The following is a 14,299-nucleotide window of genomic DNA, read 5'->3' as shown; positions in this document are numbered from 1 at the left end:
TAAAAACGGCAACGATGTTGCCGTTTTGCGTTTACCTTGCACAGGTACAGGGGCAGATCGTGCCACTCAATTGATTTTCCTGCCCAAAAAAGGTACGTTTTCGCCTTAATTCCAGCGCAGATAAGCCGATCTCATGCCTATTATTCAATCTGTTGAACGTGCCTTGCAGATCCTCGATCTGTTTAACGAACAGGCGACGGAACTTAAAATCACCGACATCAGTAAACAGATGGGCCTGAGTAAAAGCACCCTTCACTCGCTGCTCAAAACGCTGCAGCTGCACGGCTATATCGATCAGAACCCGGAGAACGGCAAATATCGCCCGGGCATGAAGCTGGTCGAGCGCGGTCACTTCGTGGTGAGCACCATGGATATTCGCCAGAAGGCGAAGCATTTTCTGACCGAGCTGTCGGAGCGCACCGGGCAGACCACCCATCTGGGCATTCTGGACGGGCGCGAAGGGGTCTATATCGAAAAGATTGAAGGCAAGCTGGCGGCCATCGCCTATTCGCGCATTGGCCGTCGCCTGCCGGTACATGCCACCGCCATCGGCAAAGTGCTGATCGCCTGGCTGAGCGACGCTGAGCTGAACACCCTGCTGGAAGGCTATCAGTACACCACCTTTACTCCGGCGACGCTGGCCTCCCGCGAGGCGCTGCTGGCCGCGCTGGCGCAAACCCGCGAGCAGGGTTATGCCCTGGACAGCGAAGAGAACGAACAGGGGGTGCGCTGCGTGTCGGTCCCGGTGCGTAACCATGAGTCCCGGGTCATCGCCGCCCTGAGCCTGTCGACCTTAACCTCCCGCGTGGACGACGACGAACTGGCCCGCTTTCGCGAGCAGCTGCAGGAGGCCGGGCGCCAGCTCTCACGCGCGCTGGGCTACCCGGCCTGAGCCGTTATACCGGCTCGTAGGTGAAGTAGTCGAAGTCGGCGTGACACCCGTCGCCGCTGATATCTTCGCAGTGCAGCCCGACAAAGGCCCCGGTAAAGAATCCACGCCCGCCGATATAGTCATCCGACAGCTTCCACGCCTCATACGTGACCGGCACGGTCTGCCACGTCTCGCCGTCAAAGGAGTAGCTGTAGCGGTAGACCAGACGATCGACATCCACCCGCAGCCACACACTTTGCGCCTCATCCGGTACCGGGATCGGCTGCTCGTGCAGCGGCCATGACGGCACGTTGTGGTCGAGCTGGATAACCTTCAGGGTTCTGCCCTTCCCCTCCTCATAATCGACAAAGCAGTAGCTCCAGTTTTTGCTGTTGTAGTAGCAGGTTAACCCGGCGCTCTGCTGGAAGTGACGCGGCGAAAACGCCATGCGCGTCTCGGCGCGAAAGGCGACGTGCTGCCAGCGGCGCGCCACGGTGGACTGGGTAAAGGTCGAGTTAAGCGAGTCGTTGCCGTACAGCCGCAGGAAGCCTTTACGCGCCCGCAGCGAGCCAAGTGAGTCGTCGAACGGAATACGCAACGTCTGCAGCTCCGGGTCGAGGCGCTCGCCGTCGAAGTCGTCCCGCCAGGCGTCCTGCGTCACGGCTGCGCTCTCGGTCATCTGCGGGCCCGGCACCGTCACCTGAGCATGTTTACCCCCTTCGACGTATGGCCAGCCGTCGCGCCATTCGATGCGCGCGATCCCCGTCTCACGCCCCAGGGAGCAGTAGCCCCGCCCGCCGGAGGCCAGCAGCGGAATGCCCGGCAGGCGCTGGGGGCGGCTGGTGAGATACGCCATATACCACTCGCCGGTGTGGGTTTCCAGAAGCGAGCCGTGGCCGCTTTTTTGCAGCGGATTTTCCGGCAGGTGCCAGCTGGTCATCATCGTCACATCGGGGTGCAGCTCATAAGGCCCGTCGATGTTTCTGGCCCGCAGCACCACCACTGCGTGCTCGTAGCTGGTGCCCCCCTCGGCGACCAGCAGATAGTACCAGCCCTCCTTGCGGTAGAGATGCGCCCCTTCGGTGTAGCACAGCGGCGTGCCGGTGAAGAGGGTTTTCCGCTCGGGCGACAGCGTGCGGGTCTGCGGATCAAACTCCTGCATCACGATGGTGTTATGCGGATTGCTGTGGTGGCGCGGCCCCCACGGGCGGTAGAGGTAGTATTTGCGGCCATCGTCGTCATGGAACAGAGACGGATCGAACCCGCCGTTGCCCATCGGGATCGGCTCGCTCCACGGCCCCTCAATGGAGGGAGCGGTCACAAGGAAGTTGCGCCCGTTTTTCCACGGGGAATCGACAATTTTCACATCAGTGTAGAGCAGCCAGAACTGCCCGTCGGCGTAGCTCAGGCACGGGGCCCAGATCCCACCGGAGTCCGGGTTGCCCTTCATATCCAGCATCGATACGCGATCCAGCGGGGTGCTCACCAGCCGCCAGTTTTTCAGGTCGCGGGAGTGGTAAATACGCACGCCCGGAAACCACTCAAAGGTCGAGGTGGCGATGAAGTAATCCTCGCCCTGACGGCACATCGACGGGTCCGGGTTGAAGCCGGTCAGGATCGGGTTGGTAATGGTGTACATAGTGCCTCCTGCTTAATGAGATGCCGCCGTCGCCGCGTCAGGGATCGCATCCCCCTGTGCCGCGCGATGCTTAAGTAACTGCTTGCTGATGGCTTCGACCCGCGCATCCGAGAGCTTATAGAACGACAGCATGGTGAACATGCCCACGTAGAGCACCACCGGCACCACGCAGAACAGAATTTTGATGGTGGTTAGCACCTCAACCGGCTGCACGCTGTTGCTGGCGGAGTAGTTCACGTACGCCAGAATCCAACCCACCACCGCGCCGCCAATAGCCAGGCCAATCTTCAGGCTGAACAGATAGGTGGAGAACACCAGCCCGTCCAGACGACGGCCGCTGCGGCTCTCTTCGTAATCCACCACGTCGGAGGCCATCAGCCACTGCAGCGGCGTGGTGGTGTTAAAGACGAACAGGAACAGGATGTTGAGGGCAAAAATCAGGGCCATGTGTTCGGCCGGGGTGAAGAAGATCAGCAGGCTGATCAGGGAGTAAATGACGATGATCCACTTGAAGGCCTTCACCCGGTCGAAACGGCCCAGCAGGCGCGAGGAGCAGAGCGAGCCAAACATGGTGGCGATGCTGCCGTAGAGCAGGAACTGGGTCGCCATCTCCGGGTGATCCATCACGTATTTCACGAAGTAGAGCGTCGCCCCGCCGCGCACCACGTTGGAACAGGTCGCCATCATCTTGAAGGCGCACATGATCCGCCACTGGCTGTTGCCGAGCAGCAGCTTGAGATCTTTTTTGACCGACGAGCCCGGCTGTACCTCAAAGGTGTAGCGCTCTTTGGTGGTGAAGAAGCAGACGTAGAGCAGCACCACGCCACAGAGCCCCAGCACGCACATCGCGCCAAAGTAGCCGAGCTGTTCGTTGCCTTTACCGATGATCCCCACCAGCGGCAGGGCAATGCCGCTGATCGCCAGCGATCCGGCTGCCGCAAGGAAGAATCGCCACGACTGCATAGCGTGACGCTCTTTCGGATCGGCGGTGATCACCCCCGGCATGGCGCAGTACGGCACGTTAACGAAGGTATAAACCAGGGTCAGCAGGATGTAGGTGACGCAGGCGTAGATAATTTTGCCGTTGGCGGAGAAATCCGGGGTGTAGAAGGTGAGCATGCAGACGATGCCAAACGGGATCGCCCCCCACAGCAGGAACGGGCGGAACTGGCCGTGGCGGGTGCGGGTGCGGTCCACCAGCAGCCCCATCAGCGGGTCGGTCACCGCATCCAGCACGCGGGAGACCAAAAACAGCGTGCCCATAATCCCGGCCGACAGGCCAAACACATCGGTGTAGAAATAGGCGAGCAGGAACATGGTCGCCTGCCAGACAAAGCCGCAGGCGGTGTCACCCAGCCCGTAGCCAATTTTATCTTTCATGGTTAATTGCATCATCAGAAATACACCCTTATTTAGTGTGCTGAATTCACAACATCGTGTTAATAGAGTGTAATGAGCTGTTCAATTAACCAGCAATGGTCATATCTTGTTTCTGAATTATGTTATTTTGCTTTTGTGATACTCCTCGAAATAAGATAAATGACTGTTTTTATGTAATTAACGACAGACACAACAAAGCCGTCCGCGGAATATTTCCGCAGACGACAAAAGTGATAAATATAATTAAAGTCCGAGCGCTTTTTTGCCGGCGTTAATTACCTCAATGATTTTATCGGTGTCGTAAATACAGCCTTTCCAGGTGCCGCCGCTGACCGACTGTAATGCGGCCCACAGGCGCGTATCGTCCGGTAAAAATTCATGGGCGTGCAGTTCAGGGTGTGGCTCACGACGGGCCAGCTCCATCGCCCCCTCCAGCGGGGTGAGCGGTACCTGTGCCGTGCCGATAAAATTCACGCTGCCGGTCAGGGCCAGACGGTCCACCGCGATTTCGATAATGTCGTTGTCCCGCAGCTTGCCAATCGGCCCGCCGGCCAGCGCTTCGGGGGCGACGTGACCAAAACAGGCGCCGGTGGAGACGCCCGAGAAGCGGGCATCGGTGATCAGCGACACCGTTTTACCCCAGGAGATGTGTTTCAGCGCCGAGGTCAGCTGGTAGGTCTCTTCCATGCCAGTACCGGACGGCCCGCCGCCGATCACCACCATGATGTCGCCCTGCTCAATCTCGCCGCTTTTGATCGCCTTGATCGCCCGGGCTTCCGAGACAAACACCCGCGCCCGGCCGGTGTGACGGTAGACGCCGTCCTCACCCACCACCGACGGGTCGATGGCCGTGGCCTTGATCACCGAGCCTTCCGGGGCGATGTTGCCCATCGGGAAGGCCACCGTGGAGGTGAGCCCGCGGGCTTTAGCGCGCTCCGGCGGCAGGATCACATCATCCGGTTCGACGCCGTCCTGCTCGCGCAGGCACTGGCGGAAGCGTTCCCGCCGTTCAGAGCCCTGCCACCAGTCGAGGTTTTCCCCCACCGTCTGGCCGGTAACGGTCATGGCATCCAGATGCAGCAGGCCGAGATCGCGCAGATGGAGCATCACCTCCGGCACGCCGCCCGCGAGGAACGCCCGCACCGTCGGGTGATAATCCGGCCCGTTCGGCAGGACGCTCACCAGCCGCGGCACCTTGCGGTTGATCCGCGTCCAGTGCTCCACGTCAGGAATGGTGCAGCCCGCCGCGTGGGCGATGGCCGGTATGTGCAGCAGCAGGTTGGTGGAGCCCCCGAACGCGGCGTGGATCACCATCGCGTTCTCAATCGCTTTATCGGTGAGAATATCCCGGGTGGTGATGCCGCGGTTATCCAGCTCAAATACCGCCCGGGCGGACTGGCGGGAGATCTCCAGCCACACGTCCTGGCCTGACGGCGCCAGCGCCGAGTGCGGCAGCGCCAGGCCTAAGGCTTCGGCCACCACCTGTGAGGTGCCTGCGGTGCCGAGGAACTGACAGCCGCCGCCCGGCGAGGCGCAGGCGCGGCAGCCCAGTTCGGCGGCCTCCTGCAAAGAGAGTTCATGGTTGGCGTAGCGCGCGCCGATGGTCTGCACTTTACCCGCATCTTCGCCGAACGTCGGCGGCAGCGTGGCGCCACCCAGCACCAGAATGGTCGGCAGGTTGTGCATCGCGGCCAGGGCGATCATGGTGGCGGGCAGGCCTTTGTCGCAGGTGGCGACGCCAATCACCGCCCGGCGCGTGGGCAGGGAGCGGATCAGGCGGCGAAACACGATTGCCGCATCGTTGCGGTACGGCAGGGAGTCAAACATCCCGTGGGTGCCCTGGGAGCGGCCGTCGCACGGATCGCTGACGAAGGCGGCAAAGGGGATACCGCCGTTGCGGGTGATCTCTTTTGCCGCCGCCTGCATCTGCAGGCCAATCTCCCAGTGTCCGGTGTGGTAACCCAGCGCGACGGGGCGGCCATCTCCCGCGCGGATCCCGCCCTGGGTGCCGATAATCAGCACCTCTTTGCCGGTGAGCTTATTCGCATCCCAGCCCATTCCGGCGTTTTGCGTCATGCCAAACAGATTGCCGCTGGGGGATTCCATCAGCATCTGCGGGGTCAGGGGCAGCGCCCCCTGCGGCCCGGCCGCGTGGGTGATCACCGAATAGAAGGCGTCATCCTGCGGGGTAAAAATGGTTTCTATCGACATCGTGACCTTCCGGCTTCAGCAGAGCTTGAGCTGTTGCAGCAGCGTTTTCAGCTGCGCCTTGCGCGCGTCGTTCAGCGGACCGGCTGGCGGCAGCACGTGGGTGGAGACCGGGCGTACGCAGAGGGCAATCGCCTCTTTGATCACGTTCACAAACGGTGTATCCAGCTGATACATCTGCGGAATTTGCAGCATGGTTTGATGATACTGCGCCGCCCGGGCCAGGTCGCCGTCGCGGAACGCCTGCAGCAGTTTGACCGACACCTGCGGCGCGAAGTTACCGCTGGCGGAGATCGCCCCGTCGCCGCCCAGCAGCAGGGTGTTGAACAGGTGATCGTCGTAGCCGCACAGCACCACAAAGTGCGGATGCGCCGCTTTAACGGTGAGGACCATGCTGCGCAGATGAGCCACGGAATCGATGGTGTCTTTGATCCCGACGATATTGGCGCGGGCGTCCACCAGGGTTTTGACCAGCTGCGGGGTCAGATCCTGCCCGGTCAGCGCCGGGAAGTTATAGAGGATCACCGGCAGGGTCACGCTGTCGGCCACCTGTTCAAAGTAGCGGATCAGGTTCGCTTCAGAGACTTTCCAGTAGTAGGGGTTGATCACCACGATGCCGTCGGCACCCGCCTGCTGGGCGTGCTGGCTCAGCTCGATAGTCTCCCGGGCGTTAGTGCCTCCGGTGCCGATCAGCACCGGCACGCGACGGTTCACGTGGGCGATGGCAAATTCAGCAATCGCTTTGCGCTCGGCGGTGTTGAGCTGCGAAAACTCGCCGCCGCTGCCCAGGAAGAACAGGCCATCGACACCGGCGTCGATCATATGGTCGATGAGCGCGGCGCTGCCCGGTTTATCCAGCTTACCGTCGGCGGTGAAGATGGTGGAGACAGGGGGGATAATCCCCGAGAACTGCACGGTCTGCTGCATGAGATCTCCTTGCTGAATCATTTTGTTCTACATTATAGAACAGCGTTCGTTTATTTAACGATCATACTATGACGCAGAAAAAGCGCAGGTAAATGAGAGGAGAACAGGGAGTGCGGGAAATTTAAGCTGGATCACAAATTTTTTTTCCCCTCACCCCGGCCCTCTCCCCATAGGGGCGAGGGGGAAAAGACCGCACCGTGCAGTCCCCTTTCCCCAAAGGGGTGAGGGGGAAAAGACCGCACCGTGCAGTCCCTTCTCCCCAAAGGGCCGAGGGGAAAAGACCGCATCGTGCAGTCCCCTCTCCCCTCTGGGGAGAGGGTTAGGGTGAGGGGTGATGGTGAAGGGTATTTACCCTACCAACATCTTCACCACCACCTTGCGCACCTGCGCCGGGTTGCCCACCGCGCACAGCGGCTTGTGAACTTCGCCCGGGTAGAAGACCACAAAATCGCCTTCGCTCAGCACCAGGGTTTTCTCCTGCTCGCCTTCCGGCAGGAACGCGATGTCTTTGTCCGCCAGCCAGTCGGTGTCCGGCGTGCCGTTTGGCAAGGTGCTGAAGGTCATCCCTTCCTGGCCTTTCAGCACGATCTGAATGTCCAGATAGCGGGCGTGATACTCCGCGCGACGCTCGGCGAACGGCTGGGTCATGTCTTCGGAGACCAGATAGAACAGGTTGTTGCCGTCGATGTCGTGTTTGCCGGTCGGGGTGGCGTCTGTCACATGCGCTTTAACGTGTTCGATCGCCTGACGCAGCGCTTGCGGCAGCCAGGACTGGAGGTTGTGGATGTTGCCAACGATCATGTTTAAATCCTCAATATAAAACACCGTTTCATTTTCAACTTTTATACGAGAATTTCAGCTGCCATACCACCACTTTTTAGTGGGGATTTGCTCTTGCGCATAACCATGCATGCGGAAACCTTTACGTTGCGTAAAGTGTGCATTATTCGCTTGATCGATGATTCAGGCTGCGTATAATGCCCCACAATTTGCCAGGAGGAAGCATGCTCAAACATGTTCGACAGAGTGCCCCAGCGCGTCTTAAATCAGACGCTGGCCTGCCGTTTTTCTTCCCGTTGCAATCCCTATTCCAGAAGCCCCTCATTTGAGGGGCTTTTTTTTGCCCGGCGTCAGGAGAGAAAAATGAATCCGCTTTATCAAAAACACATCATTTCCATCAACGACCTCAGCCGTGAAGAGCTGGAGCTGGTTCTGGCAACCGCGGCAAAACTGAAAGCCAATCCGCAACCGGAGCTGCTGAAGCACAAGGTGATCGCCAGCTGCTTCTTCGAAGCCTCCACCCGTACCCGCCTGTCGTTTGAGACCTCCATTCACCGTCTGGGCGCAAGCGTCGTGGGCTTCTCCGACAGCAGCAACACGTCGCTCGGTAAAAAAGGCGAAACCCTGGCGGACACCATCTCGGTGATCAGCACCTACGTCGACGCTATCGTGATGCGTCACCCGCAGGAGGGCGCGGCCCGTCTGGCGACCGAGTTTTCCGGCGGTATTCCAGTGCTGAACGCCGGTGACGGGGCTAACCAGCATCCGACCCAGACCCTGCTGGATCTGTTCACCATTCAGGAGACCCAGGGCACGCTTGAGAACCTGAACATCGCCATGGTCGGCGACCTGAAATATGGCCGGACCGTGCACTCCCTGACCCAGGCGCTGGCGAAGTTCAACGGCAACCGCTTTTACTTTATCGCCCCGGACGCGCTGGCGATGCCGCAATACATCCTCGATATGCTGGATGAGAAAGGGATCCCGTGGAGCCTGCACGCCAGCATCGAAGAGGTGATGGGCGACGTGGATATTCTCTATATGACCCGCGTGCAGAAAGAGCGTCTGGATCCGTCGGAGTACGCCAACGTCAAGGCGCAGTTCGTTCTGCGCGCCAGCGACCTCGAAGGCGCACGCAACAACATGAAGGTGCTGCACCCGCTGCCGCGTATCGATGAGATCACCACCGACGTGGATAAGACGCCGCACGCCTGGTACTTCCAGCAGGCCGGGAACGGCATCTTCGCCCGCCAGGCGTTACTGGCACTGGTTCTGAATCGCGATTTAGCTCTGTAAGGGGAAATGACAATGACACACGATAACAAACTCCAGGTCGAAGCCATCAAACGCGGCACCGTAATTGACCACATCCCCGCGCAGGTGGGCTTTAAGCTGCTGACCCTGTTCAAACTGACCGAAACCGACCAGCGTATCACCATCGGCCTGAACCTGCCTTCCGGCGAGATGGGCCGTAAGGACCTGATTAAAATCGAAAACACCTTCCTGACCGACGAGCAGGTAAACCAGCTGTCGCTGTACGCCCCGGAAGCCACCGTCAACCGCATCGACGACTACGAAGTGGTGGGTAAATCCCGCCCGAGCCTGCCGGAGCGCATTGAGAGCGTGCTGGTGTGCCCGAACAGCAACTGCATCAGCCACGCTGAGCCGGTAAATTCCAGTTTTGCAGTGAAAAAACGCGCCGATGACATCGCGCTCAAATGCAAATACTGTGAAAAAGAGTTTTCCCACAATGTGGTGCTGGCCAACTAATCCCGGTGGTAATGCCTTCCCGGCTCTTTATAATGGCCGGGACATTCATAACGCTGTTATTCAGGAGAAATCATGACCAAAGTACTCGCGACGGAAAATGCACCTGCAGCTATCGGCCCATACGTTCAGGGCGTTGATCTTGGCAGCATGATCATCACCTCCGGCCAGATCCCGGTAAACCCAAAAACCGGTGAAGTGCCGGAAGACGTCTCCGCTCAGGCGCGTCAGTCGCTGGAAAACGTCAAAGCGATCGTCGAATCCGCTGGCCTGAAAGTGGGCGATATCGTTAAAACAACGGTATTCGTAAAAGATCTCAACGACTTCGCCACCGTTAACGCTACATACGAAGCCTTCTTCACCGAGCATAACGCCAGCTTCCCGGCGCGCTCCTGCGTGGAAGTGGCGCGTCTGCCAAAAGACGTGAAAATCGAAATCGAAGCGATCGCCGTGCGCCGCTAATTATTGATTTTGATGAATAAAAAGGCAGCCTGCGCTGCCTTTTTTATTTTCTGAATACACAGCAAATAATATTCTTCAAGCATTTTCACCGTTATTTTTCGCCGCCGCTTGAAATGATTAATTTTTTATTCCAGAGGAGACTAGCCCTGCCTAAATAATTAATCCCCTCTTTAATGGAATAAAAATGAAACTGTCTAAAATTGCGTTGGCACTTGCCACACTCACGGTTGCTTCATCGGCTTTAGCGCATGGTTATGTTGATACTCCGGCCAGCCGTGCCTATATGTGTAAGCTCGGTAAGAATATCGATTGCGGTTCTGTACAATATGAACCACAGAGTGTTGAACGCACATCTGGCTTCCCGACGGGCGCACTGCCGCCAGATGGTCAGCTGGCCAGCGCCGGTATCTCCCAGTATTCCCAGCTCGATCGTCAGAGCATGAACGCCTGGACTAAAACGCCTATTACTGCGGGTGCGAATAAATTTACCTGGTATCACACCGCTCCGCATAAAACCACCAACTGGCGCTGGTATATTACCAAACAAGACTGGAATCCTAATAAACCGCTGACCCGCGATCAATTTGAATCCACACCATTCTGTACCGTTAACGGTAATGGCCAGACGCCAGCTGTTCGTCAGGATATGACCTGTAACGTGCCACAGCGTACCGGCTACCAGGTTATTTACGCGGTATGGGAAATTGCAGATACCACTAACAGCTTCTATCAGGCTATCGACGTTGATTTCGGTAACGGCGGCAACGTGATCCCTGACGATGAGACTCCGGCTCAGGTATCCGAGTGGACGAAAACCCTGGACGGCCAGATCGCCGGGAATAACGTGAATGCAGGCGATAAAATCATTGCCCGCTTCTTCGATGCTAACGGCGAAGTCGCCTCCATGCGTACCGAACTGACCGTGGCTTCTGCATCCCAGGGTCAGGCAAGCCAGTGGTCCTTCGATCTGGCGCAGGCGATTAACGCCGCGCACAGCGATGTCCGTGTCGGTGTGAAGGACGAAAGCGGCGTGGTGAACCCGGTTCACGGCGCGAACAACGTCTATGTGAAAGATGGCAGCACGCTGAAATCCGTGGCGATCTCCTATGAAGAGCAGCAGGCGCAGGTGAGCGAAAACATCGCCGTCACCAACGTGCAGTTCTCCAAAATCAAGAACGGCGCAGCAACCGTAACCTTCCACGTGAACACCCAGGGTGATGTCAGCCTGGAAGCCAGTGCGTTAAACCACGCGGGTGCGGAAAAAGGCTACCTGAAGCAGGACATGAACAACGCCAACCAGGACGTGACCATGAACCTGACTGACGTGACTGCCGGACACCACATGCTGAAATACTTCGCCACCAACAAAGATGGCGTGCTGTTCGCGCAGGATGTGATCGATATGATGCTGGAAAACGAAGCGTCATCCGATACCGCGGGTAAATACGACTATACCTTCCCGCAGAACCTCTCTTCCTACAAGGCAGGCACCGTGGTACTGCAGCCGAAAAATGGCAAAACGTACCAGTGTAAGAAAGCGCCATACAGCGGCTACTGCGTGCAGTATTCCGCTGGTTCTAACCAGTTCGAACCGGGTGTCGGTTCTCACTGGCAGATGGCGTGGACTCTGAAGTAATACGTTGAGGATTGTGCGGTCTGTGTGCCGGGCGGCGCTTCGCTTGCCCGGCCTACGTGACTGCGCTTTTCCAGGCCCGGTAAGGCGAAGCCGCCACCGGGCGTTTTTCACTGATTGCGCGTTGCGCGCAGCAGTTTCTCCAGCGGATAGACCGCCGCGATCACCACTTCATCCTGAATCTGCGCCGCTTTATCCAGCTCCCCCTGAATCGACGCAATCTCCGTATCATCCAGCGTGCCCTGACGCGCCACCAGATCCGTTAAGCGCAGCCCAATTGTTGCCAGCTTATCCACCGTCTGAATCACCGGTTTGATCGCTTTCAGCTGATAGCTGTTTTCAGCCAGCGCCAGCGCGTCCGGAGTGTTGGTCTGCCAGCGGGTAAAGAGATGGCGCAGCGACTCCGCGCTTTCGCTGTCTTCGGCATCGCTCACCAGCCGTTCCACCCAGTGGTTCATCTGCCGCACCGTATTGCTCTCGGGCGATAGCGCGTCGGCCAGGCGGTTCAGCGGCTCAAACAGATCGTAATTCCCGGCCTGGAACTTGAGATGGTTACGGGTGTAATACTGCGCAGGCTCCAGCGCCTGGGCGAGGATCGTCAGCGCCAGCGTGTCGGTGGTGTTGCCGAGCCGCGTGAACTGCACCTGCTGGCGGGCATGCTGCTGCAGCCCCACCGACACTGTCGACCAGCTGTCCATCGCCTGCAGGCGGGTGTACATGTTGTCGATATCGTTCACCTCCTGGGCCGACCACAGCCGCTCCGCCACCGCAAACGCCCGCGGCCAGAGCTTGATATCCAGCACCGGTGCAGAGACGTTTTCCGCCCACAGCGCCGCCTCGCCGCCCAGCAGATTGGCCTGCTGGCTGGCATCCGGCACCGCCGGGGCGATCCCTTCCGGCACCGCGTCCAGCCGCTGGCCCGTCACCGGGTAACGGCTGTTGCCCAGCAGGAAATAGCCCTCAATCTTGTCGTCTTTCACCGTCACCACCGGACGGGTCTCCCCCATCCAGGTGTCCACGGTGAAGCTCACCTGGTTGTCGCTGCGCCATTCAATATCCTGCACCGCCCGCCGGGATTTGCCGCTGAAATCGATAAAGCCGCGCCAGCCCGCCTCGCCTTTCACCAGCGTAAAGCTGCCCTCCACCGGCTTGCCCTTCAGGCGCGGCAGGGTGAATGACCAGCTCTGGGCGCTGTCGCTGTCGGTAATGACGTCCACATTGTTCAGCCCCTGCGGCACGATCTCATTGCGGTAGTGATAGGCCGTGTACTGGGGCTGATCGAGGTAAAAGCCCGTCGAGAGGATCCCCTTGTAGCCTTTTTTTGCCACCTCGCCCAGCGCGTCCTGCCCCTGCCAGGACTGGATCAGAATGCTTTTCGGCAGATCCGGGTGGTAGATCTCATCCCAGCCCACCATCTGGCGCTGGTTTTTCTCGAGGATCGTCTCCAGCTTGCGGTTGAAGTACGCCTGCAGTGCGTGGCTGTCGGCCAGCTTGTTTTCGCGCATAAACTGCTGGATGGCCGGGTTGGCTTTCCACTGAGTATCGTCCACCTCATCGCCGCCGATGTGCAGATAGGGATCCGGGAAGATCGCCGCCAGTTCGGCGATCATCGCCCCGGCAAAGGCGTAGGTGGCCTCTTTGGTGGGATCCATCACCGGCTTGAGCACGCCCCAGTGGCGCTCCATCTGATACGGCCCCGTGGCGCTCATCAGCTCCGGATAGGCCACCGCAATGGCCGAGGCGTGGCCGGGCATGTCAATTTCCGGCACCACGCGAACGCCACGCGCGGCGGCGTAGCGCACCACGTCGCGCATCTGATCCTGGGTGTAGAACAGTCCGTCGCTGGCAAGTTCGGTCAGTTTCGGGTAGCGCTTCGAGGCAAATCGCCAGCCCTGATCGTCGGTTAAATGCCAGTGCAGCACGTTGAGCTTCGCCGCCGCCATGCCGTCGATCTGGCGTTTGATGTCATCCAGCGGAATAAAGTGGCGGGCGGAGTCGAGCAGCAGGCCGCGCCACGGGAAGCGTGGGGCATCCTCAATGGCGACCCACGGCAGAAAGGTATTTTCAGGCCCGTTCTGGATCAGCTGGAGCAGGGTTTCCATCCCCCGCAGCGCGCCGAAACGTGTGTTGGCAGTAATGGAAACTCCGCTGGCGTCGACGGTGAGCTTATAGCTTTCATCGCTGTCCGGTTTCGGCAGCGGGGCCACCTTACGGGCGATGGCGATGGTGACGGTCGGTTTTTCCGGCTTATCCGCCTGAGGCTGGAGCGTCCAGCCGGTTTGCAGCGCCAAGCGCTGGCGCAGACGGGCAACCGCATCGCCGAGATCGTCCCCGGAAACGCTGACCTGGAAATTATTGTTGATGACCAGCGCCCCCTGGGTCGCAGGACGTTCAACCTTTGCAGGCCAGGGCATCAGGGGGAGATCGCCTGCCGGGGCGGCAAACGCAGAAAAGCCGAGCATAAGCCCGGCGGTTAAGAGGCTGTACCGTAACATGAATGTTCCTTATTTGACGGGCCGAAAAAAGGCAAAACATTCTGTTAACATGTGTGCAAATTAGCGTCAAGCACGGCGGATGACGGAGATCACAGGTTGTTGAATTTGGGAGAAAACGGAGCCCCTCACCCCGGCCC

12 protein-coding genes are annotated in these 14,299 nt (G+C 59.1%); 6 read left to right on the top strand and 6 right to left on the bottom strand.

The features are described 5' to 3' along the window. Nucleotides 1-133: 133 nt before the first annotated feature. A complete protein-coding gene (locus FHN83_RS14115; protein ID WP_139564081.1) occupies nucleotides 134-892 on the top strand; it encodes an IclR family transcriptional regulator in 759 nt (252 codons plus the stop codon). 4 nt (nucleotides 893-896) lie between these two features. Here FHN83_RS14115 and FHN83_RS14110 read toward each other — a convergent pair whose 3' ends face one another. The 5 genes from FHN83_RS14110 to FHN83_RS14090 form a co-directional block, all read right to left on the bottom strand. Beyond that, nucleotides 897-2,510, bottom strand: a complete 1,614-nt coding sequence (locus tag FHN83_RS14110; RefSeq protein ID WP_139564080.1) for a glycoside hydrolase family 43 protein — start codon at nucleotides 2,508-2,510, stop codon at nucleotides 897-899. A gap of 12 nt (nucleotides 2,511-2,522) precedes the next feature. After that, entirely contained in the window at nucleotides 2,523-3,905 is a 1,383-nt protein-coding gene (locus tag FHN83_RS14105) for an MFS transporter (RefSeq protein ID WP_139564079.1), read from the bottom strand. A 228-nt stretch (nucleotides 3,906-4,133) separates the two neighbouring features. Then, nucleotides 4,134-6,101, bottom strand: coding sequence for a xylonate dehydratase YagF (yagF, locus tag FHN83_RS14100; protein WP_139564078.1), 1,968 nt, complete (start codon nucleotides 6,099-6,101; stop codon nucleotides 4,134-4,136). Between the two features lie 15 nt (nucleotides 6,102-6,116). Beyond that, the gene (locus FHN83_RS14095) at nucleotides 6,117-7,025 is read right to left on the bottom strand and encodes a dihydrodipicolinate synthase family protein (RefSeq protein ID WP_039030590.1); all 909 of its coding nucleotides are present in this window, start codon (nucleotides 7,023-7,025) and stop codon (nucleotides 6,117-6,119) included. A 348-nt stretch (nucleotides 7,026-7,373) separates the two neighbouring features. Next, nucleotides 7,374-7,826 carry a YhcH/YjgK/YiaL family protein gene (locus FHN83_RS14090; protein ID WP_039030591.1) on the bottom strand — a complete coding sequence of 151 codons (453 nt, stop codon included), beginning with the start codon at nucleotides 7,824-7,826 and terminating at the stop codon, nucleotides 7,374-7,376. A 203-nt stretch (nucleotides 7,827-8,029) separates the two neighbouring features. Here FHN83_RS14090 and FHN83_RS14085 point away from each other — a divergent pair, with 203 nt between their 5' ends. The 5 genes from FHN83_RS14085 (at nucleotide 8,030) to gbpA (ending at nucleotide 11,670) form a co-directional block, all read left to right on the top strand. Further along, on the top strand, nucleotides 8,030-8,134 hold the full coding sequence (locus FHN83_RS14085) for a pyrBI operon leader peptide (protein WP_138370120.1): 105 nt from the start codon (nucleotides 8,030-8,032) through the stop codon (nucleotides 8,132-8,134). A 34-nt stretch (nucleotides 8,135-8,168) separates the two neighbouring features. Then, entirely contained in the window at nucleotides 8,169-9,101 is a 933-nt protein-coding gene (pyrB, locus tag FHN83_RS14080) for an aspartate carbamoyltransferase (protein ID WP_139564077.1), read from the top strand. 12 nt (nucleotides 9,102-9,113) lie between these two features. Beyond that, nucleotides 9,114-9,575, top strand: coding sequence for an aspartate carbamoyltransferase regulatory subunit (pyrI, locus tag FHN83_RS14075; protein WP_039030593.1), 462 nt, complete (start codon nucleotides 9,114-9,116; stop codon nucleotides 9,573-9,575). Nucleotides 9,576-9,647: 72 nt separating this feature from the next. Beyond that, a complete protein-coding gene (gene ridA / locus FHN83_RS14070) occupies nucleotides 9,648-10,034 on the top strand; it encodes a 2-iminobutanoate/2-iminopropanoate deaminase (RefSeq protein ID WP_039030594.1) in 387 nt (128 codons plus the stop codon). A 184-nt stretch (nucleotides 10,035-10,218) separates the two neighbouring features. Beyond that, nucleotides 10,219-11,670, top strand: coding sequence for an N-acetylglucosamine-binding protein GbpA (gbpA, locus tag FHN83_RS14065; protein WP_138370118.1), 1,452 nt, complete (start codon nucleotides 10,219-10,221; stop codon nucleotides 11,668-11,670). 107 nt (nucleotides 11,671-11,777) lie between these two features. Here gbpA and FHN83_RS14060 read toward each other — a convergent pair whose 3' ends face one another. Continuing rightward, nucleotides 11,778-14,162 (bottom strand): beta-N-acetylhexosaminidase, encoded by a 2,385-nt coding sequence (locus FHN83_RS14060; RefSeq protein ID WP_139564076.1) that lies wholly within the window; start codon nucleotides 14,160-14,162, stop codon nucleotides 11,778-11,780. Between the last annotated feature and the right edge of the window lie 137 nt (nucleotides 14,163-14,299).

This window comes from Leclercia adecarboxylata (assembly GCF_006171285.1).
GTDB lineage: Bacteria > Pseudomonadota > Gammaproteobacteria > Enterobacterales > Enterobacteriaceae > Enterobacter > Enterobacter barmai.
The sequence above is the reverse complement of the archived record's forward strand: the minus strand, read 5'-3'. Positions and strand labels throughout refer to the sequence as shown.